Annotated in this window: 20 protein-coding genes; 7 read left to right on the top strand and 13 right to left on the bottom strand. The window is 42.3% G+C overall.

Annotated elements, in window-relative coordinates:
* Positions 1 to 249 precede the first annotated feature (249 nt).
* A complete protein-coding gene (locus EGC82_RS05755; protein WP_124729913.1) occupies positions 250 to 906 on the top strand; it encodes a thiol:disulfide interchange protein DsbA/DsbL in 657 nt (218 codons plus the stop codon).
* Positions 907 to 963: 57 nt separating this feature from the next.
* On the opposite strand, the gene EGC82_RS05750 is transcribed toward EGC82_RS05755, so the two are convergent.
* Positions 964 to 2,763 (bottom strand): alpha-amylase family glycosyl hydrolase, encoded by a 1,800-nt coding sequence (locus EGC82_RS05750; protein WP_124729912.1) that lies wholly within the window; start codon positions 2,761 to 2,763, stop codon positions 964 to 966.
* 73 nt (positions 2,764 to 2,836) lie between these two features.
* A complete protein-coding gene (locus tag EGC82_RS05745; RefSeq protein WP_124729911.1) occupies positions 2,837 to 3,808 on the bottom strand; it encodes an aldo/keto reductase in 972 nt (323 codons plus the stop codon).
* Positions 3,809 to 3,952: 144 nt separating this feature from the next.
* Between EGC82_RS05745 and EGC82_RS05740 the strand changes: the two genes are divergently transcribed.
* On the top strand, positions 3,953 to 4,840 hold the full coding sequence (locus EGC82_RS05740) for a LysR family transcriptional regulator (RefSeq protein WP_124729910.1): 888 nt from the start codon (positions 3,953 to 3,955) through the stop codon (positions 4,838 to 4,840).
* 82 nt (positions 4,841 to 4,922) lie between these two features.
* Here EGC82_RS05740 and EGC82_RS05735 read toward each other — a convergent pair whose 3' ends face one another.
* The 5 genes from EGC82_RS05735 to EGC82_RS05715 all read right to left on the bottom strand — a co-directional run bounded on the left by EGC82_RS05735 (position 4,923) and on the right by EGC82_RS05715 (position 10,550).
* Positions 4,923 to 5,438, bottom strand: a complete 516-nt coding sequence (locus tag EGC82_RS05735; RefSeq protein ID WP_124729909.1) for a cytochrome b/b6 domain-containing protein — start codon at positions 5,436 to 5,438, stop codon at positions 4,923 to 4,925.
* Positions 5,439 to 5,441: 3 nt separating this feature from the next.
* Positions 5,442 to 5,963, bottom strand: a complete 522-nt coding sequence (hemG, locus tag EGC82_RS05730) for a menaquinone-dependent protoporphyrinogen IX dehydrogenase (RefSeq protein ID WP_124729908.1) — start codon at positions 5,961 to 5,963, stop codon at positions 5,442 to 5,444.
* 193 nt (positions 5,964 to 6,156) lie between these two features.
* Complete coding sequence (locus EGC82_RS05725) at positions 6,157 to 7,785, bottom strand: di-heme oxidoredictase family protein (RefSeq protein ID WP_124729907.1); 1,629 nt, start codon at positions 7,783 to 7,785, stop codon at positions 6,157 to 6,159.
* A 142-nt stretch (positions 7,786 to 7,927) separates the two neighbouring features.
* A complete protein-coding gene (locus tag EGC82_RS05720; protein ID WP_124729906.1) occupies positions 7,928 to 9,091 on the bottom strand; it encodes an imelysin family protein in 1,164 nt (387 codons plus the stop codon).
* A gap of 55 nt (positions 9,092 to 9,146) precedes the next feature.
* Positions 9,147 to 10,550, bottom strand: a complete 1,404-nt coding sequence (locus EGC82_RS05715) for a porin family protein (RefSeq protein ID WP_124729905.1) — start codon at positions 10,548 to 10,550, stop codon at positions 9,147 to 9,149.
* A 280-nt stretch (positions 10,551 to 10,830) separates the two neighbouring features.
* Here EGC82_RS05715 and EGC82_RS05710 point away from each other — a divergent pair, with 280 nt between their 5' ends.
* Together EGC82_RS05710 and EGC82_RS05705 are read left to right on the top strand one after the other, a co-directional pair.
* A complete protein-coding gene (locus EGC82_RS05710) occupies positions 10,831 to 11,970 on the top strand; it encodes an MFS transporter (protein WP_124732568.1) in 1,140 nt (379 codons plus the stop codon).
* A gap of 66 nt (positions 11,971 to 12,036) precedes the next feature.
* A complete protein-coding gene (locus EGC82_RS05705) occupies positions 12,037 to 12,870 on the top strand; it encodes a TIGR03899 family protein (protein WP_124729904.1) in 834 nt (277 codons plus the stop codon).
* Here the strand turns inward: EGC82_RS05705 and EGC82_RS05700 are convergent.
* From EGC82_RS05700 to EGC82_RS05685, 4 genes are all read right to left on the bottom strand, one after another.
* Positions 12,860 to 13,459 (bottom strand): hypothetical protein, encoded by a 600-nt coding sequence (locus EGC82_RS05700; RefSeq protein WP_124729903.1) that lies wholly within the window; start codon positions 13,457 to 13,459, stop codon positions 12,860 to 12,862. The genes EGC82_RS05705 and EGC82_RS05700 overlap by 11 nt on opposite strands.
* Positions 13,460 to 13,683: 224 nt before the next feature.
* Positions 13,684 to 14,304: a glutathione S-transferase family protein gene (locus tag EGC82_RS05695; protein ID WP_124729902.1), complete on the bottom strand. Its 621-nt coding sequence runs from the start codon at positions 14,302 to 14,304 to the stop codon at positions 13,684 to 13,686.
* Positions 14,305 to 14,430: 126 nt separating this feature from the next.
* Positions 14,431 to 15,108, bottom strand: coding sequence for a type 1 glutamine amidotransferase domain-containing protein (locus EGC82_RS05690; RefSeq protein ID WP_124729901.1), 678 nt, complete (start codon positions 15,106 to 15,108; stop codon positions 14,431 to 14,433).
* 44 nt (positions 15,109 to 15,152) lie between these two features.
* Positions 15,153 to 16,181: an NADP-dependent oxidoreductase gene (locus tag EGC82_RS05685; RefSeq protein WP_124729900.1), complete on the bottom strand. Its 1,029-nt coding sequence runs from the start codon at positions 16,179 to 16,181 to the stop codon at positions 15,153 to 15,155.
* Between the two features lie 224 nt (positions 16,182 to 16,405).
* On the opposite strand from EGC82_RS05685, the gene EGC82_RS05680 reads away from it, so the two are divergent.
* On the top strand, positions 16,406 to 16,852 hold the full coding sequence (locus EGC82_RS05680) for a MarR family winged helix-turn-helix transcriptional regulator (RefSeq protein WP_124729899.1): 447 nt from the start codon (positions 16,406 to 16,408) through the stop codon (positions 16,850 to 16,852).
* A 191-nt stretch (positions 16,853 to 17,043) separates the two neighbouring features.
* On the opposite strand, the gene EGC82_RS05675 is transcribed toward EGC82_RS05680, so the two are convergent.
* Together EGC82_RS05675 and EGC82_RS05670 are read right to left on the bottom strand one after the other, a co-directional pair.
* Positions 17,044 to 18,006 carry a sensor domain-containing diguanylate cyclase gene (locus EGC82_RS05675; RefSeq protein ID WP_164839096.1) on the bottom strand — a complete coding sequence of 321 codons (963 nt, stop codon included), beginning with the start codon at positions 18,004 to 18,006 and terminating at the stop codon, positions 17,044 to 17,046.
* Positions 18,007 to 18,225: 219 nt separating this feature from the next.
* Positions 18,226 to 19,530 (bottom strand): metal-dependent hydrolase family protein, encoded by a 1,305-nt coding sequence (locus EGC82_RS05670; RefSeq protein WP_124729897.1) that lies wholly within the window; start codon positions 19,528 to 19,530, stop codon positions 18,226 to 18,228.
* 130 nt (positions 19,531 to 19,660) lie between these two features.
* On the opposite strand from EGC82_RS05670, the gene EGC82_RS05665 reads away from it, so the two are divergent.
* On the top strand, positions 19,661 to 20,632 hold the full coding sequence (locus tag EGC82_RS05665; RefSeq protein ID WP_124729896.1) for a 2-dehydropantoate 2-reductase: 972 nt from the start codon (positions 19,661 to 19,663) through the stop codon (positions 20,630 to 20,632).
* 171 nt (positions 20,633 to 20,803) lie between these two features.
* Positions 20,804 to 24,088 (top strand): nSTAND1 domain-containing NTPase, encoded by a 3,285-nt coding sequence (locus EGC82_RS05660; RefSeq protein ID WP_124729895.1) that lies wholly within the window; start codon positions 20,804 to 20,806, stop codon positions 24,086 to 24,088.
* The last annotated feature ends 20 nt before the right edge of the window (positions 24,089 to 24,108 follow it).

Below are 24,108 nucleotides of genomic sequence, written 5' to 3'. Positions count from 1 at the left end.
ATATCAATATCTGAACTTTATTAAAGGATTATCCTCATAAAACACGCAGCGATCACGAAATTAGCGTCTTTTTGATTGATGATTTAAGCCATAATTCAGTTAACAAACTTACCCTAATTAGTTCAAGCAGATTAATCGAATCCTAGTGGCTATTTACTACTAACATCGATTTGCTACTAATATTAATTCGTTATTAACACTGATTCACGACTAACACTGATTTACGACTAACATTGATTTGAGGTTTACATGATTAAATATTTCGCCATTATCCTAACGCTCATCACCGCCTCGTTTAGCACATTTGCTACGCCATTTGTTGAGGGTAAGCACTATACTCAGATTTCTAACAACATGGTTCCAAGTGAACCTAAAGTCACTGAATTCTTCTCGTTCTATTGCCATAACTGTTTCAATATGGAAAGCCAGTACTTACCTGAAATCAAGGCGGGTTTAGACAAAAAAATCACCTTCGACAGTAAACATGTCGACTTTATGAATAGCGACTTAGGTACAGAAGTCATGCGCGCATTAGCGGTTATTCATGAATTAGATAATAAAGAAGCGTTAAAAATAGCCATGTTTGGCGCAATCCAGGGCAAAGATAATACTGGCGGCCACGACCACGCTGCCGCAGGACATGAACACAAATCACAAATTAATAACCGTGATGATATTAAAAATGTTTTTGCTCAGTTTGGTGTTGATGCAAAGCAATATGACACGGTAGCAGACAGTGCAGAGACCAATAAAAAGTTAACCATGTGGCGTCAACAGCAAGTAACGTATGCAGTACAAAGTGTACCGGCATTTATTGTTAACGATAAATACGCCATCAATTTAAATGAAATGCGCAGCTTGGAAGATATCATTGGGGTCATTAACTACTTAGCATTAAAGCAGTAGTGGTTAACCGATACAAAAATGGCTATCCAGTGGATAGCCATTTTTTATCTCTATTGCTTAACTTGCTGTGGTATAAATGGCATAACTTAATCGCGGTAAAGTCACCATTAACTCTACTGATGCGGCCTCTATGGCATCTTCGCTCGATGGCACGACAACATCTGGCCATGTGGTCATTAAGCGATAACGCTTACCCTCTTGAGTAACATTAATAGTCTGCGCTTGTTCACCGCTATTAAACACCATCAAAAATTCTGCCCCTGTTTCAGGGTCTACCCGCGCAAATGCAAACATGTCTTTGTCTGCTTGGTAAAAACGGTCTTGATATTGTCCACGACGTAGAATGGGATATTGTTTACGCAGTTCGCTCAGTTGTGCAATGGCTTGATACAGTGGATGCTTTACATCAAAGTTATCCGCTGCAGTAGTAACATTACTCCCGAGTAAAACGTTGTCATTGTAACTGGCCACTTTAGAGGAAAACATATCTTCACGTGCGCCAATGTCATTACCGTCACCCGTAAATCCTTGCTCATCGCCGTAATAGATAACCGGAATACCACGAGATAGAAACATAAATGCATGAGACAAAATACTGCGTTGCAGTTTATCTTCTGCAGGCATATTCGCTTGAGCTTGATTGATAAAATAGCCCGTGCGTCCCATGTCATGATTACCTAAAAAAGTCATCAATAAATCAGCCTGGCTGTCTTCATCTTGGTAAAGGGTATCTTGGGCAAATAATTGCTGGGCTAATACAGGACTCTTGCCGCGATAGAAAATATCTGCCGCGGTTTGCTGAAAAGCAAAGTCGAGTACCGACGGTAGGTTGCCTTTGGTGGTATAAACGCTCAGGTTGTTGGGATTGGTATCATACACCTCGCCAAACACATGAAACTGAGGAATGCCTTGCGCCTTGGCAAAGTTAACGATTTCAGGACTAAAGGTTTGCCAAAATGACAAATCTACATGCTTAACGGTGTCGATCCTAAAGCCATCAGGCTTAAATTCTTTAATCAAATGTTGATAAATATCAACCATGCCTGAAACGACTTCAGGATCCGCGGTATTGAGATCATCTAAGCCATTAAAATCGCCATTTAACGAGCTTTCACCTTTAAACGTACTATCACCTTGATTATGGTAAAAACGTGGGTCGTTTAACCATTCAGGGACTTTTACACTCGCTTGATTTTGAGGCACAAACGGCGTGTAGCTATCGCCCTTTTCAACCTGAGCTAATGACTTATATGCACACTGAGTGTTTGGTGCAATAAACTCGCCCGACGCTTGATGGCACTCTTGATACTTGATCACGTCGGCAGTGTGGTTAGTAATAATGTCAAAAAAGACTTTCATGCCGCGTTGATGAGCAGACTCGATAAGCAGTTTCAAATCGTCATTAGTGCCAAAGTGTGGATCTACTTCGGTAAAATCGACAATCCAATAACCATGATGCGCAATACCATCTGATTGAATCGCTTTATTTCGCAATAATGGCGTCATCCAAATAGCGGTAATACCAAGATTTTGTAAGTAATCCAGTTTCTGTTCAATGCCTTTAATATCGCCACCATGAAAACCACGGGGCGACGTTAAGTCTACGCCACCTTGAGAAATACTCTCGGTAGTCGAGCCATTGTCATTGCTACTATCACCGTTATAAAAACGGTCTGGCAGTACAAAGTAGAAAATGTCGTCGCGCACATCGCGGTGTAAGTAATCGTTATATATATCAGTTTTATCGGTAGGCTGCTGCAAAGGCTGAACCGCTGACGCTACCACTTCTGGTTCTGCCTGCTGACATCCACTTAACACCCATACTGCACTCAATAGTGCCCATGTTGTCTTGTTCATATTGTCTTAGAATCCTTTAATTGAATGGCATCGATAAATGCTCGGGTATTGCTCAAACATGTTGTCGTAATGGTTAAGGTAACTCATGTCCTTTAGCGCTGACATACAATGCATACCAGTGCTCCCGACTGAGCGATACTGTAGCGACTTGTGCACAAGCCTTAATACGCTCAAGATTGGTGGTGCCAATAACCGGTTGAATTTGGCTAGGATGGCGCATCAGCCAACTTAATAAAATAGCTTCTGGGCTAGTATTATATTCCGCCGCTAATGTGGCGACTAACTGACTGATTTGTGTTACCGCATCAGACTGACCTACCGTCGAGATGCCACTGTAAATCCCTTGGCATAAGCTGCCCCACGCCTGAATTTGTACATTATGTTGATTACAGTACTCGATCGTACCAGGGGTAAAGTTAATGTCTTTACCGTCTTGATTACCCGTATAAACGGTTTCGTCTAACCAAGCATGTTTTTGCAGGCTCATTTCTATTTGATTGACCACTAATGGCTCATCAAGCACACGTTGCAGTGCGCTAATTTGATGTTGCTGCATATTCGAAACACCGAGAAAACGCACTTTACCTGCTGCTTTAAGCTTGTGGAAAGTATCGGCAATATCAGTAACGCGCATTAAGGGGTCTGGTCGATGAAGTACCAGCACATCGATATAATCAGTGTGTAATTCGGTTAAACTTTTCTCGACACTATAGTTAATCCAAGCCAACGATAAATCGTAACGCTTAGGGCCTTTGCTGTCCTCAAGTCGAATACCGCACTTGGTTTGTAGGTACATTTTTTCACGTAGATCAGGGCGCAGAGCCAATACCTTGCCAAAAACGGATTCTGCTTTACCAAAAGTATAAATATCTGCGTGATCAAAATAGTTTATTTGGTTATCCAGCGCAGTATCAATGACCTCATGGGTTTGCTGAATATCCGCTTGAGTAATGGCATTGTTGTTCCAACCGCCACCCAGCCCCATACAGCCATAAACGATCGGGCTAACGTTTGGTAGAAATTCAGTTAAGGGTAAACCCGTCATATTGATGCTCTTTTTATAATGGAGATGAACATGAGTGTATGGGATCTAGCGTAAAAATGAACCGCAAAAACCAAAATCATTATTTGGTATATCTACCAATAACAGATTACAGTTCTCTATAAAATATTATTGATGGTTATAATCATGAGTCGTGAACACAAAAAATTCGAACGATTATTCTTATTCAGCGAAGTTGCCAAACAACTGAGTTTTACTGAAGCCGCGGCCTCGTTAGGAATATCGAGAGGATATTTGTCTGAGCAAATTAGACAACTTGAAAAGGAAGTCGGTCGTCCATTGCTGATCCGCACAACACGCAGCGTCAGGCTAACGCCACAAGGTGAGATGATCTTATCGAGTATGGGACAAGTGAAAGCCGACTTACTTTTATTAGATAAAAGAATTCGTCACGATAATGAAGATATATCAGGCAGAATACGCATTACGGCACCAAGCCAACTAACTCAACGACATTTACTTAATATTTGCCATGAGTTTACTCAATTGCATCCACAGGTACAGTTTAGTATTGATTGCAGCTATACCTTGTTTGATTTGACTAAAAACGACTTTGATCTTGCTTTTAGGGCGACCGCAACACCACCACAAAACATGATTGCTAAAAAATTATTTGATTATCGCCAAGTCTGTTGTGCTGCCCCAGCTTACCTTCAACAACACGGTACACCTGATTCGATTGAGGATTTGCAACATCACCAATGCTTAACCGCAACAGAACAAAGTCACTGGACCTTCAATGCTCAACCGGTGTTCATTAATAGCGGCTTGAGTGTTAACGATAATCATATGCTTAAACAGCTGGCATTATTGGGCCGCGGTATTATTGTCGGGCCAGAGTATTTAGTCGATAACGAAATACAAGCAGGCACATTACAAGCCATCTTAACCACAGAAACCATGAACACATCGACTGCATATTTAATTCACCCGCAGTTAGTGCAACAATCAGCAAGGCTAGCCAGTTTTATTCAATTTACCGTCAATTGGTTTCAGCAATTGAATACTCAATAGCGGAGCGATTTGAACTAAGCCATTCTACTGGTGATAATGCTGGTGGCAATGCCGGTTTGCGAGAAAACCATTAAGATTACAGTTAATTAAAAAAATCCCGAAGGTGTAAAAGTGCCAATAAACCATGGACTACAATAAAGCCAATAAAACCCTGAGCAAACACAATATGATAGCCGCGCCATGCTAGAGCATTACTAGGATCTGCTATGTACCAACCAGCTCCGCTAACCACCACCAGCAGTAACAAAATAACCCCAACGCCTTCAATGACACTGATTAAGCCTTTGCCACCAGAATATGGTAATTGACCGTGTACTAACCCTCTCACATCTGCAAGCAATGGCGTTAATTCAAAAGTAAGCCAAGGAAAAAACTGCCGCCACTGCCCAGCCGCACACACTTTATAAGCAAAAATCAATGCTAACAGTGCGGTAAACAAGCCACCATAAACATGAAATATATCCCAAACACTGGCGCGAGGACTTAATTGACGTCCAATAAATATCCATGGGCTGGTACAAATTAATAACATCGACATCAATATTATCAATGGATGCAATACTGCTTCAATACGCTGCCATAACGGCTTTAATACCATTAATTATGCCTCTATTATTTGCTGAGCAAACTCATCAACCTTTTGCCAATCAGTAAACTCTACTTTGGTATTAGGGTCTGTGGGTCCTTTAGTTAACCACATAATAAACCGAATAATATTCCGGTCCATGGCACCATAACCTTGGTAATCTAAATTACCACCAAACACTTGCAATAACTTAGGTTTCCAGGCGCTTTGGCTTAAAAACTGTTGCATATAGCTGTTAGTTTGCGGCGTATTCTTATTGGGTTTGCGCGCCACTAAGCTCACCGAGAAAAAACCACTGGGTTTATGGTCCAATTCCGCACGATGATCTTCAATAAATTGATACAGAGCTGGGCGATGTTTGCCATGACGAATGCTGGCGCCAATGTACACTTTATCAAATAGGGCTAAATCGGGAGCTTCCGCTAAGGAGGCTACCGTGACCAACTGATCTTGGCCTGCAAGCTGATGTTGTAAATATTCACATATTTTTTGAGTGTAACCATGGACACTTGAATGGATCAGTAAAATTTGGCTCATGCTGACCTCGAATGAAATCATTTAAAAGTAATACAGCATCTTAGACCACTGACGCGAAAATTTACATGAAACAGATCACGTCATTATCATCAATAATTACCGCAAGATGAACTACCGTAATGCAATGTGAGGTACCACGCAAAAAAATGCCCTAGGCATATATGGCTAGGGCATTGTTAACTGCATGCTACATTTACAACGACTGTAAAAAGGCGATTACCTGATCACGCTCTGCTTGCGTTAAGGCCATAAAGTCTTGCTTAGACGTTTTAGATTCTCCGTCATGCCACAAAATGGCTTCTTCCAAGGTTGCTGCGCGGCCGTCATGCAAAAATCCGGCTTGTGGATTAACCGTTTGGGTTAAGCCTATGCCCCACAATGGTCGAGTACGCCATTCGTTACCGTCGGCTAAAAAGTCTGGACGACCATCTGCCAGTCCTTCACCCATATCGTGCAACAACATGTCACTAAAGGGATAAATAGTTTGGCCTTTTAAGCTTTCGCTCATCGGTAATCCGCCAATATCACCTGAAATTTTGGTCACAAACGACGGCGTATGACAACTGCTGCAATTGAGTTGTTCAAATAACCGAGCGCCTTCGCGCACTGCCGTTTTATCAACGTTACGTCTGGCTGGCACCGCTAATGTTTCGGCATAAAACACCACAGAATCACTGAACTCTGCACTGGCCTCAGGCGCACCATTAACATCTTCACCAGTATCAACAAACCCAGTTCGTGTTAAATATGAATCATGTAAGCTGGTGCCAACAATACTTTCATCAGGAAATAACGGGTTAGTAATACCAATGTCGCCACGTAATGCACCTAATGATTGTACTCGCACACTTGGCGTGTTCGCTTTCCAACCAAAGCGACCTAAAGACACGGGTGTACTGTCACCATTTTGTGCTTTTATGGCATCAAATACCCAATTAGCCCGTCCAGAAATATCATCTTTGTTACTGTCATCAGCATCAACATTGGCGAGAATGCTTGCCTCAGGTATTGCTTCTAGCAACCCTAAACCAAACACAGGCATGCCGTTACGCCAACCCATTAACACATCATCTTGTAATAGATTTGAAGTTACATTGGCACTTTGTAGGGTTTCGCCTGGTGCATCATATGGATTTTCGACCGCGAAAATAGGCTTCTTCAAACTAATGGTGCGTCCATCGGCATACACTTCATCATGTCGCTCATAAGACAAATACACATCTGCTTGACCAATAAATGCATTGTCTTGCCAATCAGGGCGCGCTTTTAACACTCCGCGATGAAATAGCTGGTCACCAAAATCTGGCACTTTAATCGGCGCACAGTAATTATTATCTGCAGTTCCTACAGTACAAGGTTCAGCAGGAGCTTTGCTGATACGTAAGAAAATACCCGCTGCCGACCCCAGTTTTACCCGAGTTTCATCTGCGGCCAAAAAAGGAGTGGAATTTCGGCCATCGCGTTGATGGCAAGAATTACAGTCAGCGTTATTAAATACTGGGCCTAAACCATCAAGCTCAGGGTGTTGATCATTCGGCGCTGTAGTAAACGAGACTTCAAAGTTGGTATCACCTCGTAAATGTAACGCGAGTTCATCTGCCGTTAAATTTAACGATGGCGTTGAAAAGCCATGGCCAGAGTTACTGGCATCGAATGTCGTGGTGTCACCACCTAAAGCAACAATTGAGGTATAGCTAGGATAAGTCACTACCGGCTCAATGGGTGCTGGCGAGGTTTCATCATCGCCGCTGCCACCACAAGCACTAAGGCTAAGCCCCAGTAATGCTACAAACCAATATGGTTGTCGTAATAATTTGTTCATCTTTGTCTCACACATTCACACTGAAATTGAGTTTATGTAGCAGTAATGCGACCTTGTTATGAGTTGAGTCTCTATTTTTTGGGTCACACTAACCCTCTCAATAAGGTCGTTCCATGGCCTTATTGAGACGATAACAGCTAAATTATGAGTTCCAATCAGATAATAAAGGCAGCACATCTGACTGCAGCGTCGTTTGTAACTTTGTTAATGCATCCACGGCGACCTGGGTTCTAGCACGGCCATCAGCATCGAGAATCGCTTGGCGGAACGGCATGCTAGTGCTACCCGAAATGGCTTGAATTTTTAAAATGGCATCATCAATTTCGCTGGCGACACGCGTAGCTAAAGTCGCATCGGCTGCTGTTACAAAATCAATTAAGCCTTGCTTATCAGCGCCACCCGTAAATTCACCTTGATAAACGTTACGGACACCAATGATGTTATTTGAAAAGTCGGTTAGTGAGTTCCACGAATATTGCGACTCCACCTTAGAGGTGTCTGCCGTAGTTAATGACTCTCCGAATGGATCGGCAATTTTACCGTTCCCCACTTCATCGACAATACCAATCATGCCGTTGATCAATTCTTCAATAACCGCCAACTGTGAAGAGTAAATAGTGTTAGTGGCATCGCCCGGAGTTTTAAGCAACTCGGCATAAGGTTTGGCATTAGCATCTTGTGGGTTATGGCTCACTTGCCAAGCATCATCTAATTGCGCGGTGTAATCGCGGAACACTTCCGCTAAGGCGATTAAATACTCACGTTCTTTAGTGCTAAGATCTGCAATCAACTTTGTGTTGCTGTTAACACCATCGCCAAACAACAGATATTCCATGGTATGAAAACCTTGAACATCATCATTCCAACCTTTAATGGTGTCGGCATCAAAACCATTACTGTTGGCTAACTGGGTTTGTAAGTCTGTGGTGTTTAACGGCCAGCTGTCTAAATGCGGATCGATACTCAATGAGTCGACTGGGCCAAAGATATGCGACTCCCCTTGTTCCCAAGGTTGACGAGCCGACTTCCACGCATTTTGTGCTGCCACTAAATCGGCTTGTACCGTTGAAGTCAGTAAGGTTTGGGTTGCCAATAATAAGGCATCACCTTTGGCTGCTAAATCAGCATAACCAGCCACAATAACATCATCGGTTAAGTTAGTGATCATTTCTGTCGCGACAAAACTAAAACCGGTTGTCGGTGTAGTTGGGGTTGTCGGGGTGCTAGTGTCATCCGAGCCTGAACCGCCACACGCGGATAATGTTGCCACGAGTGCTAGTGAGATTGCAGTGTAGTTAAAACGCATAATAAAACTCCATGTAAAAAATAAGTCAAAAAACAGGTCAAAAAATTAAATTCGCTTATAGCGAGAACTGATATCCCACACCTAAAGCAAAGAAATTGGTGTCAGGAATGCTGGCAACAGCCACTTGATGAAGACCACCTTCGGCCTTAATCACAATCTCAGGTATCGGGAAATAGTTAATACCTACACTGCTCCAAGTATTTTCATAACGCTTGGTTGCGGTGCCCGTTTCAACGGCCATAAGTGGATTGGAATAATCGATATTGGCAAACACGGTCATCGGAATATCAAACCATTGATCAAGTTTGACGCCCGCCTCAACAAAGAACGACTGCGACTCTGAGCCCAGTTGAGCAAAATTACCTGGACGTAAACCTGGGGTGGTTTTATTAGCCTGGGTAATAGCGTCTGCATTGTCTAACGAGCCATATAAATATTGACCACGAAGAATCCATGGACCTTCAACAAAGGCTCCTGCAACAGACACAATGCTAAGAGCACCATCAACATCGAGTTTGTTACTCTTATGGCGATTACCACTGGTATTACCGTAGTAGTAAGCCACGCCGACTGCACTACCGGTTTTGAAATTGCCATAATCAATACGACCAGCAAACGCTAGGTCATCAGCATTCACTTCTTCAAAGCGTTTTTGATGGCCTGATGCCACCCAATCATAAGTGCGGAAATACTCAGAGTTTAACCCACTGACAACTTGTGCCTGATAATGAAAATCGGCAATTTCCCCGTAAACACCAATACCGTTTTCGTTCCAAACGGTCGGCATCATCGCAGCTTCACTCTTGTGACGTTGCACGGTAAGATATTGATTAGGTTTATGTAACATGCTCGATAAGCCAATAGGTAAGTGAATGTTACCGAATTTCACCCCAAAGGATTTTGATGGACGATAACGAATTTCCGCTTTTTCAACCACCACTTCGCCACCTGCTTCAACTTCGGATTCAAACTCACCAAATTCATCAAAGCCGTCATATTCTAGTGAGGTGCCAGTGCCACCGTGCTCATATTCAATTTCAACTTCCATACTCCAATCATCAGTGAACTGATAACCAAACTCGGTCACAATCCGCTCTAAATCAGTACGACTACGTCGCTCTGCGGATGTATCTTGTACGTTATCGAAATATTCATCACTGGTGTAAACAGCGCTGCCATATGAGTTAAAGCTAAAACGGCTTAAACGGTCTTGCGCTTTAGTGGTTTGTTGCACCACAGTGTCAACTTGAGTCGCCACTTGTTTGTTTTGCTGCTGTTGTTGTTTTTGCTCGGCGGCCAATGTGGCAAGCTGCTGTTTTAATATCGTAATTTCAGCTTCTTGCTTGGCAAGGGCTTTGGCTAATGTTTCAGTATTCGTTGCAGCTTGAGCATTAGGTATTACGCTCAAACCCAATACACTTGCCACAGATACTGCCAACAAGGTTAACTTTCTATTCATCTGTTTCTCCGACACGTCACGTTAATGCTCCCTCTAAAAACGCAACAACCATACAATAATTGATAACGATTCGCATTATAATTTACATTAAGATTAGCAATTTAATTTACACTAAATTACATTTCACTTAACAAACCGTTTTATGTCACTATGGAAAACAACAACCTAAACACTTCCTATAAACCGAGTATTTTCAATGCCAAACAGCAGTGATACGGCCTTATTCAATGGTAAATCCGCCTTTATTGAACGCACTAACCCACTACATCTGCTGCTATGGATGACTTTTGTAATGTCCATGGTGTTTGCAGTTTGGCAGGCTTTGTTAAATAACTTTGTTATTGAACGCGCCGCATTCACAGGCGCTGAAATTGGAATGCTGCAGAGTTTAAGAGAGGTGCCTGGATTTTTAGCTTTTACCGCGGTGTTTGTATTGCTACTGATCAAAGAGCAAACCTTTGCCTTAACATCCTTGGCACTATTGTGCATTGGAGTAGGGATTACCGGCTGGTTTCCTGATGTCATCGGGTTGTATTTAACCACCGTACTGATGTCGATTGGGTTTCATTATTTTGAAACAATAAATCAATCGCTTACGTTACAGTGGGTAGATAAAGCCGATGCACCTGGCTTTATGGGCAAAGCGTTAGCGTGGCGCTCTGCTGCAGCACTTGTTGGCTATGGTTCAATTTGGCTAATAATGAGTTGGTTGAGCCTGGACTACATCTGGATGTATAGCATTATTGGCGGATGTGGATTAGTCATGGTGTTCATTATGGCAGTGTATTTTCCTCGTTTTGCCATAGGTTCCATTCAGCACAAACACTTAATACTGAGAAAACGCTACTGGCTTTATTACTTGCTAACCTTTTTCTCTGGGGCGCGCAGGCAAATTTTTATGGTATTTGCCGGATTTATGATGGTCGAAAAATTTGGTTACTCGGTGTCCGAAATCACCGCTTTATTCTTAATTAACTATGTCGTTAACTTACTCTTTGCCCCAACCATAGGTCGCTTTATTGGTAAAATGGGTGAACGTAACGCGTTAATTATTGAGTACGTTGGCTTAGTGATTATTTTTAGCAGTTACGCCTATGTCAGCGACGCCAATATTGCGGCTGGATTGTATGTGATTGATCACCTGCTTTTTGCTATGGCGATTGCGATGAAAACCTATTTTCAAAAAATTGCTGATAAACAAGATATTGCTTCAACTATGTCGGTCAGCTTTACCATTAACCATATTGCCGCGGTCATTATCCCTGTTTTATTAGGCATGTTATGGCTCAGTTCGCCTAAAGCAGTATTCTTCATCGGTACTGGATTTGCACTATGCTCACTGGCACTAGCGTTCAATGTGCCGCGTCATCCAGCGCCTGGTAAAGAAGCCTTATGGTCACCATTAATGACAAAACGCTAAACGATTTAGCACAGATGTCATACCATACAAATATGGCGCAAGCGTAATGCACACCGAGGATAAGTGATGGCTGATATTGATGTAACTGAGATGCAAGATGACAATGCTCAAGTGTCCGCGCGCAAAAAAACCTTATTACTTGGGCGTATTATCGGTTTAGCCAGCGAAGAGGATTATCGGCCTTCTACTGCATCTGTTGCCGAGCGTGCAGAATACCGTCAACGCAAGCAACTCAGCCAACATCAGACCAACCTTGAAAGCATTTTTGCATTAGCCATTAATTACACGCCTTCAGATGTCACAGGAGTGGAGCTAGATCCTGATTGGCGCTACCAATTTTTCCAAATGGCAGAACAAATTCATAATCGTAAGATGCAAGATTTGTGGGCCAGAATTTTAGCCAGTGAAATCGTTAATCCAGGTAACTTTAGCCTACGGACCTTAGCGGTATTACTGCAACTGACATTTCGAGAAGCACTGATATTTGAAAAAGCCTTAGGCATGTCGGTTAAAATCAATACCGAGCCCAGATTCAAATTACTTAGCAGTTATCGTATTAACGGCGGGATGAAACAATATTTTCGTAAGCATACTCAAACCAACTTTGGCCTGTCCCAATTCGGCTTGCCTTATTCGAGTATTTTAAGTTTAGTCGATGCGGGGATTCTACATAAAAGCGAATTTGAAACTGGATTATTAAGCAGTAGTGAACATATTCAGTTAACCATGTGTAATGCTACTTTATCGCTAAAACCTAAACATCAGCACTTATTATTTACTTATTATCGTTTTACCACTGTCGGTGATGAGTTATGCCAGTTAATTCAGGCTAAAAATGATAATGACTTTATCGATGCAGTTAAAGTCATGTTAAGCAAAGATTTTATAGTTAGCGATTAATATTTTGATAAAGGTGTGAATATTTAGCTTTATGCTCGCTAAATAAAAATTGGCGCAATATCTCACGAGACTCACCTTCGGCACTAATTTTTGCCGCCATCACCCCATTTTCAGTCCTTACCGGCTCAAATACCATATCAAGGTGGACACCATTAGGTAAAATAAGCTGGGTTAAACGTGGCGTTTTAGCGCTAAGTTCTTGCGGCAATTTAATGGTCATGCCCGAGCTAGACAAAGATAACACTTCAACGTATTTAGCCGTGTCATTATCCATCACCTTAATATTTTTGACATCATCAAGCCGCCAGCTACGTTCTCCTCCGCGCATATCTATTACTTCAGGAATGCCTAACTCTGGTGAAAATTGCCCTAGATCATCTATTTTTAAGGTTAACGGAAACCACAAACGATAATAGCTAATTTCAGCTAGCAAAGTTAATTTGGCATTGCCGAGAATATGAGCAAGCACTTGTGGTACTTCAGTTGCGACACTTAATGAATGTCTCGATAGAGCGTTGTCGGTACTATCATCTTGCGGCGAAAAAACATCGCTAAAGTAAGCAAGTTCCTCATCTGATAAAGTAGCCATAATGTAACCTTTTAACACACAATAATACTGTCGGTATAATAGCACCTTAGTATGATAACGAACAAACTTTCACCACAACAACCCAACCTTTAAAGTGTGAAATATTAGCCTGTATACGGCAAAAGCATTATTAATGACGCAACGCGAACATAATGCATAATCAACCTCTACGCCAATAAAAAAGACGAACTGAGTTCGTCTTTAAAGATGGTGCAAGGTAATGATTAACGATCGTTATCAGCTTCGATTTGCATCGCTTTTTTAAATGAAGCATGGCTCATTAGCTGTTGATAATACTTCGCAATATTAGGATATTTATCAAACTCACCATTTTGGCCAACAAGCTCTGCAATAAACGACATCATAATATCGGCGCCACTAAGACTATTACCGACTAAATATGATTTACCCTCTAAACGGTCATTAAAATAGTTGATAACTTTTGCCGTTTCAGCATCTGCATACCCACCAATAAAACGAGTTTCAGCACCATCCATTTTAACAAAAATCTTTAATAATAATGGCAGTGCAGCAGAGCTTTCAGCAAAATGCATCCATTGTAAGTAATCAATGTAATCTGCAGTGCCTTTTGCTGGCATAAGCTTATCAGCGGCATAAGTTTGAATTAAATACTCGGTAATAGCACCCGACTCAGCAATGGTAAAGTCACTGGTTTCTAATACTGGTGATTTACCTAATGGATGAACTGCTTTTAACGACTCTGGCGCTAAAAATGTAATTGCATCACGGTGATAAGCAACTAATTCATAGTCCACGCCCAGTTCTTCTAATAACCAAATAATGCGTTTTGAACGTGATTTATTTAAATGATGTAGTTTAATCATTATGCCATCCTATCAAGCGTTATTGAGTGATGAAATAAGCCCAATGACTACTCATTGGGCTTATTATTATCCATTTATCTACTGTCTTATTTTGAATGTAGATTAACAAAATAAGTCATTAGTAAGTTAGCTTAACAAAGCTAACATTTTCTCTGCCACTAACTCAGAAGATGCAGGGTTTTGACCAGTAATTAATTTACCATCAGCTACCGCATATGGATGCCAATCGTCACCCTTAGAATAAGTTGCACCATTTTGCTGTAGCATATCTTCAACTAAAAACGGCACAACATTGGTTAGCTGTACGGCTTCTTCTTCGCCATTGGTAAAACCAGTGACATTTTTGCCGGCTACTAATGGAGTTCCGTCTGGCTTTTTAGGGTACTTAAGCGCTGCAGGTGCGTGACATACCAACCCTAAAAGTTTATCTGTTTTATAGCACTGCTCAATTAATGCAATAGAGTCTTTGTCGTTGGCTAAATCCCATAATGGGCCATGGCCACCTGGATAAAACACCGCGTCATAATCTGCTACATCAATTGATGCTAACTTATGGGTATTGGCTAACAGTGCCTGAGCTTTTTCGTCAGCGGTGAAGCGACGAGTTGAGTCAGTTTGAAAATCCGCTTCATCACTTACAGGATCTAATGGTGGTAAACCACCTTTAGGAGATGTCAGCACTACCTCAGCACCTTTATCGATAAATGCATAATACGGTGCGGCTAATTCTTCTAACCAAAAACCGGTTTTTTTGCCTGTGTCGCCTAATTGATCATGCGAGGTTAATACCATTAATACTTTCATTGTGATTCCTTAAAATAGTGTCTGTTTACTCGTAATCACTTAGATTACAGAGGATTGTTTACTTTAATGACAACCTTGCCGAAGTTTTCGCCTTTTAGCAGGCCAATAAAGGCTGCGGTCATGTTTTCAAGACCATCGACAATTTGTTCACGGTATTGAATTTTGCCCTGTGCCAGCCATTGGCCCATATCTTGGGCAAATTCTGGATAGCGGTCGCCATAATCGTCAAAAATAATAAAACCTTGCATCTTAATGCGCTTAACCAGCAAAGTGCCCATCAGTAATGACAAACGATCCGGGCCATCGGGTAACGATGTCGCGTTATATTGTGAGATTAATCCACACACTGGCACTCGAGCACCGGTATTTAATAACGGTAGAACCGCATCAAACACTTTACCGCCAACATTTTCAAAATACACATCGATTCCGTTATCACACACTGCCGCTAACTGTTGTTCAAAATCAGCCGCTTTATGGTCAATACATTCATCAAAACCGAGCACTTCTTTAGCATGACGACATTTTTCTGCACCGCCAGCAATACCCACAACTCGGCATCCTTTAAGCTTAGCAATTTGGCCAACGGTAGCACCAACAGGGCCGGTTGCCGCAGCAACAACAATGGTTTCACCTGCTTTTGGGGCGCCAATATCTAATAATCCCATGTATGCAGTAAAGCCTGGCATACCCATAATACCTAGCGCAAAAGACGGATTACTGGGATTGTCGCCCAGCTTCATCAGCCCTTCACCATTAGATACCACGTAATCTTGCCAGCCACCAAACGCTAATATCCACTCACCTACTTTGTAATCCGGATGATTTGATACTTCAACTTGCGCAACAGACGCGCCGACCATAACATCATCAATGGCTACGGGATCTGCATAAGACTTAGCATCATTCATGCGGCCACGCATGTAGGGATCAAGTGATAAATATACCGCGCGCAATAACACCTCACCTTCTGCAGGTACAGGTTTGTTGACGGTTTCTAAGCGAAAATTGTTAGCAACTGGCTCTCCTTGAGGACGGCTGGCCAATACTATACGACGGTTTTGAGTGTTCATCTTGTATCCTTTAAATGAGATAGGCACCATAAGATGGTGCACGAGAAGACAATATGACCTAAGTTATTAGTAAATGTTAAAAATTGTTAAAAGCTGTTAACACTGCAATACAGATATCATCTAAACACTGATACCATACACAACCAAGGCCGACTAATACGTTCCTTTTACCTAAATTGATCAGCGTAAACATGATCAACTATTTTGCGAGCTAAGCGATTGATATGAATATAAACAAACCCATGTTACTTGAGAATCAGTTATGTTTTGCTGTCTATTCAACATCATTGGCAATCGTACAGCTCTATAAACCTTTACTCGATTCTATTGGACTTACCTACACTCAGTACTTAGTCATGCTAGTGCTTTGGGAGCAAGATGGCTTAAGTTTAAAAACCTTAGCCAGCAAACTCGGACAACAATCGGGAGCATTAACACCCGTCATCAAACGTCTTGAAACCGATGGCCTACTGATGCGTATTCGTGAACCTAAAGACGAGCGAGTGTTATGCATGCAACTAACCGAAAAAGGCCATTTGCTTCAACCTCGAGCTCAACAAATCCACGAATGTATTATTGAACAATGTGGTATCGACATAACTGAACTTATCGATCTCAAGCAACGACTCAATCAATTTAGGCTAAAACTACCTACACATATTGAGTTCTAACGCACAAAACAACTCAAAACTTGATTTAAATATACTGTGTCTTGGCTATATGATAATCACGATAACTAATTGCGCGCAACCTAAATTAACAATATTTAAGATCTAGAATCGATTACGTTATACCGACGCATTGACTAGTTGGATTAAGTCTGCTTAGTTATCATATTAAAATAATTATAAAAGACAAGGGATTACGCTACGTTGACATTATTACGACCGATATTTTTCGACGAATATAATGCTTTATCAGCTCGCTTAAATATATCGACAAAAGTTTTATCTTGCGAGCACAAGGTGGCAATACCTATGCTGATGGTTATAGCGGGAGCTTGTTGCTCATAATGTTGCTGAGCTTCTCTTATACGTTCGGCCATTATATAAGCAGAGTCAATATCAGTATCGGGTAATAAAATAGCAAACTCTTCACCGCCAATTCGCGCCAAAATATCCGACTCACGAACATGTTCATTGCATATATTAGCCACGCGCTTAATCACCTCATCACCCACTAAATGGCCGAAGGTGTCATTAACATTTTTGAAAAAATCAATGTCGATAATCATAAATGACAGCGATTCCAAATAGCGCACGGCCCGAGAAAACTCATGGTCACTGAATGTATTAAACGAACGCCGATTATATAATCCTGTTAATGAGTCACTGTTGGCTAGCTGCTCAAGCTTGGTTCGTAAGTGATATTCTGCAGTTATCTCGGTAGAGATACCAATTACCCCCATGAGTTTGCCCTTATTATCGAACAACGGCTGTTTAACTTCATGGTAGACGATAGTGTCGTTATCAATATCTACAATAATATCGTCAGACATTTTACGCTGAAGCGCTAATACCTTACGGTCATTGCCTTGTAGAACATCTGTTATCTCTGAGGAAAAATAATGACTATCTGAAGTGCCCTTCAGCTGTTCAAGGGTAACGCCAAAGTAATCTAAAGTGAGTTGGTTGCCATAAACGTAACGGCTTTGTGTGTCTTTGACATAAATGTAGGCCCCAACTTGATCGAGGATTTGCTCATAAGAATTTAACATCTGGGTTTTAGTTTGTGCTTGGCGATACTCTTTTAAATTAAAAAACAGTAACAAAGCAATAAAGAATAATAAGATGAAGATCAATAATCCGATGGTTTCAATTGACATAAGCATTCCTTAGCTACTATCTACATCCATGTATGTCATTAATAATGTTAACAACTGCGAGTCAATCACAGCGCTTAATGCCATATGGTTAATCATACTGTTTACACAGCGCGAGCAATTATGAGAACATCAGCAGTAAAAATCAAATAATTAATCTATTATCTTCAAACGGCTGAAATTACAATAAAATAGCCGCTTATCATTACACTAAAAATAGCATTACCGTTTGTATATAACGCCAGCTTTCATCACAAAAGGGACATTCAATAGTGTATCAATTTGCGTCAAAGGACTTGCTGACAACGCAATAATATCGCCATATTTACCAACCTCAAGCGAACCGAGCTTATCCGTCATATCGATTAATTTAGCAGCATTAATTGTGGCACTTTTCAAAATATCCTCATTACTCATACCGGCTTGGCTCATCAATACCGCTTCTTTGGCATTATCACCATGATGCGACACTCCACTGTCGGTACCATAGGCGATATTTACGCCAGCGTTGTAAGCTGCACTGAAGTTTTTCATCATGTCGCCGCCAACACGAATTGCCTTTGCCTTTATCGCAGGCGACATAAAGTCACCACCTGCTGCATTGGCCATTTTCACTACCGTGTCACCGGCAAGTAATGTTGGTACTAAAAAAGCGCCGCTTTTCTTCATTAACTTAATACTTTCTTTATCGGCATAACTGCCATGTTCAATACTGTCGACACCGGCGCGTAGCGCAGCATTAATACCTTGAGCAGCATGGGCATGGCTAGCCACTTTACGCCCTAACGCATGAGCTGTTTGAACCACTTCAATTAACTCATCATCATCCATTTGTTGGCCGGTACCGGTATTGGTGTCCGATAACACTCCGCCAGTAGAGGTGATTTTAATGACATCGGCGCCAAACTTTATTGCTCGTCGCGTTGCTCTACGGCAATCATAAGGGCCGTCACAAATGGTTTTAGAGGTGTATCTATCCATTAAATCAGGGCTCATTCCATCAACATCACCATGACCACCGGTTACTGATACTCCGCCAGAGGCAATAATTCTTGGACCATCGACCCAACCTTTATTAATCCCGTCACGTAATGCATAAATCTGCTCAGGCTTTGCGCCTAAATCGCGTACAGTGGTAAAGCCTGCCAATAACGTTTTTTTAGCAAAGTAAGCACTGCGCATTGCTACATCGGCATCCGACATTCTTAACGCTTCACTGTCATTTTTAGGCCCTAATTCACCCTGTAAATGCACATGCATGTCCATCAACCCTGACATAACAAAGCGGTCTTTTAAATCGATAACCTCAACAGTATCTTGCTCGCTCGCATTGGGCCCTGATACATAACCTTTCTCAATCGAACTGATTACCCCATCAGTAATAACCAGAGTACGTTCAGTGAGTGGTGACTCACCCGCTAGAGTTAATAGTGTTCCGGCATGGATGACTTTAATGTCGGCGGCATCAACTTGCGCCGTTACTGCTAAGGCGCTAAATGCCAGTGCAGCTATGTGATAGTTGCTCATGATGACTCTCTTATTGTTTTAAATTTCTACACTGCCAAAAATACTGATATGTTACAAGCAATAACAAACTCATTTCTTCGGTTAACATTCGTCACCGTGGCTTGCGATAATAAAAAAGAGAAATAATTCAATGAGAATTGCAATTTATGGCGCGGGTTCTACAGGCTGCTATCTAGCAGGTCAGCTGTGTTTATCAGGCTTTGATGTCAGTCTTATTTGCCGCCCAGCGATTAAACAAAAAATAATCACTCACAATGGCATCACCCTAAGTGATTATCAGGGCTTTCTTCACACGGTTATGCCACCAGCCATGATCACCGATATAGAACAAGCACCATCGGCCTATACACCTTTTGATGTCGTGTTTGTGACCCTTAAATGCCATCAAGTAAGCAGTATCAGAGATTCTTTGATCGCCATCACCCACAGCAATAGCAATAGCAGCATAGTGTTCATGCAAAATGGTTTAGGCAGTTTCGACAGCATCAACGAGTCAATTAGCCACTGCACCAGGCTGCAAGGCATAACGCCATTTAATGTGTTACAGCAGCCCAATGGGCGCTTTCATAAAGGCACTGAAGGCGTATTTACCTTACAGCAAAATGAACATACCCAAACGATACAAACCGCAATGCAAGCTCAAGGTTTTGGCTGTGACTTACACCAAGATATGGCACCCGTGATTTACGGTAAACTATTGTTAAACCTAAACAATGCATTAAATGCCATAACCGACCTACCGATTAAACAACAACTCAGCCAGCGCGACAGTCGCCGTCAACTAGCTGGTGCCATGACCGAATGGCTCAGCGTATGCCAGGCGGCCAATATCACGATACACCAATACACTAAAGTTAAGCCCAAATGGTTACCGGTGATTTTATCGCTACCCAATGTATTATTTACAATATTGGCCAAGCAAATGCTCGATATCGACCCACATGCACGTTCATCAATGTGGGAAGATATTCAAGCCAAGCGTAAAACAGAAATAGAATACCTTAATGGCGCAGTAGTTCGTTTAGGCAAAAAGTATGGGATAGACACGCCGGTAAATAGCACTATTGTTGAGAAAATACATCAACGAGAACAACAGCTTTAACCAGATGGCATACTAGATATATAAATCGATACTCATTTAAACCTGTTGTACAATTTAGTAACAAAAGATACCTAGCGTAATGACAAAATAAAATGAGAGTTCATCGTGTTTTGGGGTATTGAATAATGACTTCTGGCTTAATCATGGATTGATTGATTTATTGGGTGACACATGAGCAATAGCACTTTCTTTTTTGGCGATTGGCAAATCAATCCACAAAGCAATAGTATTCAGTCGGGTGATATAATCCGCACCCTCGAACCTAAAGCCATGGACGTATTAAAACTACTGTGCCAACACCAGGGAGAGGTGCTCACCCCTGACGATATTATTCGTCAATGTTGGGGCAATATTGCCATTGGCGATAACCCACTGCATAAAGTCATAACCCAACTGCGTAAAGCTTTGGGCGACCAGGCATCAAACCCCAGCTACATTGAAACCATCCGCAAACGCGGTTACCGCACCCTTGCAAAAGTTGAGTTCCCCATTGGGCACCACACCCGAGCCACAACAGAGCCCTGGCAAGGTCAATCGCCCTTTCCTGGTTTACGTGCCTTTGAAGCAAACGATGCTAACGTGTTTTTTGGCCGTGGTGAGCAAGTCGACACCTTACTCAATCGTATTTCTAAACAAATTCACTTCGGCCGTGCATTTTGCTTAGTGCTTGGCCCAAGTGGTACGGGTAAATCGTCGTTAATTAATGCGGGGGTGATCCCTAACCTCAAAAGTGCCAGCGGCTTTAACGGCGTAGGGGTACTCGATTATGCCAGCCTGGACTTAGCCGATGTCATCCAGGACCGCCTGCTTATTGATATTGCCGGCGCCATGCTCGACTGGGAAATTAACGATATTCCGGTGTTTAACCAGTTAAGCGCACAACAACTTGCCGTGCAGCTAATGCAAGATATACCTAACGTTATCAACCAATGCCAACAAGCCATAACCGCAGCCCAAACGAGCCATCACTATAGCCAACCGCAATTTTGTTTATTTATCGACCGCTTAGAAGTGCTGTTGTCATCACCTATTTATAGCGAACAGCAACGCACAGAGATTCTCGATGTGCTCGAAGCATTAGCGACATCAGGATCAGTACTGATTATTAGCGCCTGTCGTAATGACTTTTACCCCCAGGTGGTCAGCCACCCAAGCTTGATGGCAGGTAAAGCCAACGGTTCACACTTTGATTTGTCGGCACCAAGCCGAACCGAACTCATGCAAATGATCCGTTTACCCGCCAATGCCGCTAACCTCACATGGTCAGTTGATCCCAATACCGCCATGCCACTCGATGAACTGCTTTGTAGTGACGCCGCATCCAACCCAGATGCACTGCCCATGTTGCAATACACCTTAGAGGCGCTATACCTCAAGCGCGATGAAAATGACCAGCTTTTAGTGTCTGAATATCATTCTCTTGGCGGCTTAGAAGGGGCTATTGGTAAAAATGCCGAGCAAGTGCTTGCAGGGTTTAATGAAGCCGAACGTACTGCGTTACCTAACGTGCTATCGATGTTAATCACTTTATCCGAAGACGAAAAGTCAGTGACCAGCCGCGCAGCTAATTGGGAAGGATTAAAAAATGAAGCAGAACAAAATCTCGTTAAAGCCATGGTCGACAACCGCTTGTTTGTCTCGCATCTGCAATACGATAAAGCCTGTTTCAGTATTGCTCACGAGGCCTTATTAAGGCGCTGGCCGCGAGCAACCCAATGGATAAACGAGCATAAAGACAGCTTAGCGATTAAAAGCCGCTTACAGAATCAAACACAGCGTTGGTTAACTGAGTCAAAAAGCGCGGCCTATTTACTCACTGAAGGTAAACCCTTAGTGGAGGCACAAAGCTTAATCAGCAATTCGCTGTTTACCCTAGAACCTCAACAATTGGCCCTCATTCAAGCCTCTAGCAAACAAGCCAATGCCGGCCGTTGGCGTCGCCGTTTTACTATGCTCACCTTGGTCACCTTAACCGTTATTGCTGTTGCCATGAGCATTCGCAGCCTTGAGGCCGAAAACCAGGCACAACAAAAACGCCTTGCGGCAGAAAACTTACTCGGTTTTATGGTGGGTGAATTCGCCGACAAAATGCGCGGCATTGGCCGCATGGACTTGCTCGATGGTATCAGTAATAAAGCATTAGAATATTTCAGTGACTTTTCGGCCGACGATGCCAGCTATTTAAGCTTTGAAGCCCAGTTTCAACACAGCCAAACCTTAGAGGCCATGGGCGAAGTGGCTTATTCGCGCGGCAATACCGACGAAGCCCACAGCGCCTTAATTGCTGCCCAACAGCGCATGCTGCCGTTACTCGAAATACAACCGCAAAACCTCAACTTACTTAAAACGTTAGGTGCCAATGCTTTTTGGCTCGGCCAGCTTGAATACGATAAAAGTGATTGGGCTGCAACACAGCCTTGGTTGGAGCAATACTTAAGCTACAGCCAAGCCATGTATCAATACGCGCCAGACGATGACGATGCCGTTATGGAATTGTCGTACGCCCACAACTCCTTAGGCTCGATCCACATGAAGCAGCAACACTTTACCGCCGCCCGTGAGGCATTTGAGCAATCATTGCTACTCAAGTTACAACTATGGGATAAAAATAACACCAACAGCCAATTGATTGCCGATATTGCTAATGCACGCTCTTGGCTTGCCAGCGCCGCCACCGCCCAAGGCGACATTACCGCGGCGATACAAATACACCAACAAATTCAACAGCAGTTGGCCAATCAAGCTTTAGAAAAACAGCCTTATTTACTTGAACGACTATCCAGTAGCTACCAACAACTGGCCATTTTGTTAAGTTATCGAAGTCATAACTCACAAGCCTTTGAAAAAGCAAAACTTGGTCTCATTGCTATTACCAATGCCCTAAAACAAGACCCTGAAAATGAAGTTTGGAAAATACTCCAATATCATGATTATCTGAATATGTTGGCTTTTAGTCTTGAACCAATTGAACACACTATGAGCTACAGTGTTGACTCATTAGCATCCAAATTTGCTGAAGATTTGTACTTACAAACCTCCAACAAAAAAAATGAGTTATGGGCAAAATATCAAATGGCCGCAGCAAATTATTTAGCCTCACAAGGACTGCTTTCAGAAAGCCTTGTTTATGCGCGTCTAGCAATATCCTCTTTTAGCGAATTAACCACTGAGTTTAAACAAAGTTCACTTTATGTGGCGAATTTAACCCAAAGCAATATGTTAGCGGCGTCATTACTGGCTTCCATCGGCCAGCCACAACAAGTTATCACCTTGTGTCGGCAATCTAAAAGTCTGTTAGCAACTATTGTTGAAAAAAATAACGACCCACAATTTACCATTCCTTATGCTCAAGCTCTCGATTGCCTTGGCGAACTCGACCAACACCCTGATTTATTGCAACTGTTACAACAATCGGCCATAACCGATTTTAGGTTTAATCCTAAACTTAAACCCTAAACCCTAAACCAAAGTATGGA

This window comes from Shewanella livingstonensis, assembly GCF_003855395.1.
Taxonomy (GTDB): Bacteria; Pseudomonadota; Gammaproteobacteria; order Enterobacterales; family Shewanellaceae; genus Shewanella; species Shewanella livingstonensis.
The sequence above is the reverse complement of the archived record's forward strand: the minus strand, read 5'-3'. Positions and strand labels throughout refer to the sequence as shown.

Excerpts from the sequence above, each read along its gene's own strand:
- EGC82_RS05670 (WP_124729897.1), bottom strand. The coding sequence starts at position 19,530 with ATGAGCAACTATCACATAGCTGCACTGGCATTTAGCGCCTTAGCAGTA.
- EGC82_RS05725 (WP_124729907.1), bottom strand. The coding sequence starts at position 7,785 with ATGAACAAATTATTACGACAACCATATTGGTTTGTAGCATTACTGGGG.
- EGC82_RS05665 (WP_124729896.1), top strand. The coding sequence starts at position 19,661 with ATGAGAATTGCAATTTATGGCGCGGGTTCTACAGGCTGCTATCTAGCA.
- EGC82_RS05700 (WP_124729903.1), bottom strand. The coding sequence starts at position 13,459 with ATGGCTACTTTATCAGATGAGGAACTTGCTTACTTTAGCGATGTTTTT.
- EGC82_RS05705 (WP_124729904.1), top strand. The coding sequence starts at position 12,037 with ATGGCTGATATTGATGTAACTGAGATGCAAGATGACAATGCTCAAGTG.
- EGC82_RS05690 (WP_124729901.1), bottom strand. The coding sequence starts at position 15,108 with ATGAAAGTATTAATGGTATTAACCTCGCATGATCAATTAGGCGACACA.
- EGC82_RS05685 (WP_124729900.1), bottom strand. The coding sequence starts at position 16,181 with ATGAACACTCAAAACCGTCGTATAGTATTGGCCAGCCGTCCTCAAGGA.
- EGC82_RS05710 (WP_124732568.1), top strand. The coding sequence starts at position 10,831 with ATGACTTTTGTAATGTCCATGGTGTTTGCAGTTTGGCAGGCTTTGTTA.
- EGC82_RS05755 (WP_124729913.1), top strand. The coding sequence starts at position 250 with ATGATTAAATATTTCGCCATTATCCTAACGCTCATCACCGCCTCGTTT.
- EGC82_RS05720 (WP_124729906.1), bottom strand. The coding sequence starts at position 9,091 with ATGCGTTTTAACTACACTGCAATCTCACTAGCACTCGTGGCAACATTA.
- EGC82_RS05735 (WP_124729909.1), bottom strand. The coding sequence starts at position 5,438 with ATGGTATTAAAGCCGTTATGGCAGCGTATTGAAGCAGTATTGCATCCA.
- EGC82_RS05715 (WP_124729905.1), bottom strand. The coding sequence starts at position 10,550 with ATGAATAGAAAGTTAACCTTGTTGGCAGTATCTGTGGCAAGTGTATTG.
- hemG (WP_124729908.1), bottom strand. The coding sequence starts at position 5,963 with ATGAGCCAAATTTTACTGATCCATTCAAGTGTCCATGGTTACACTCAA.
- EGC82_RS05695 (WP_124729902.1), bottom strand. The coding sequence starts at position 14,304 with ATGATTAAACTACATCATTTAAATAAATCACGTTCAAAACGCATTATT.
- EGC82_RS05750 (WP_124729912.1), bottom strand. The coding sequence starts at position 2,763 with ATGAACAAGACAACATGGGCACTATTGAGTGCAGTATGGGTGTTAAGT.
- EGC82_RS05675 (WP_164839096.1), bottom strand. The coding sequence starts at position 18,006 with ATGTCAATTGAAACCATCGGATTATTGATCTTCATCTTATTATTCTTT.
- EGC82_RS05660 (WP_124729895.1), top strand. The coding sequence starts at position 20,804 with ATGAGCAATAGCACTTTCTTTTTTGGCGATTGGCAAATCAATCCACAA.
- EGC82_RS05745 (WP_124729911.1), bottom strand. The coding sequence starts at position 3,808 with ATGACGGGTTTACCCTTAACTGAATTTCTACCAAACGTTAGCCCGATC.
- EGC82_RS05740 (WP_124729910.1), top strand. The coding sequence starts at position 3,953 with ATGAGTCGTGAACACAAAAAATTCGAACGATTATTCTTATTCAGCGAA.
- EGC82_RS05680 (WP_124729899.1), top strand. The coding sequence starts at position 16,406 with ATGAATATAAACAAACCCATGTTACTTGAGAATCAGTTATGTTTTGCT.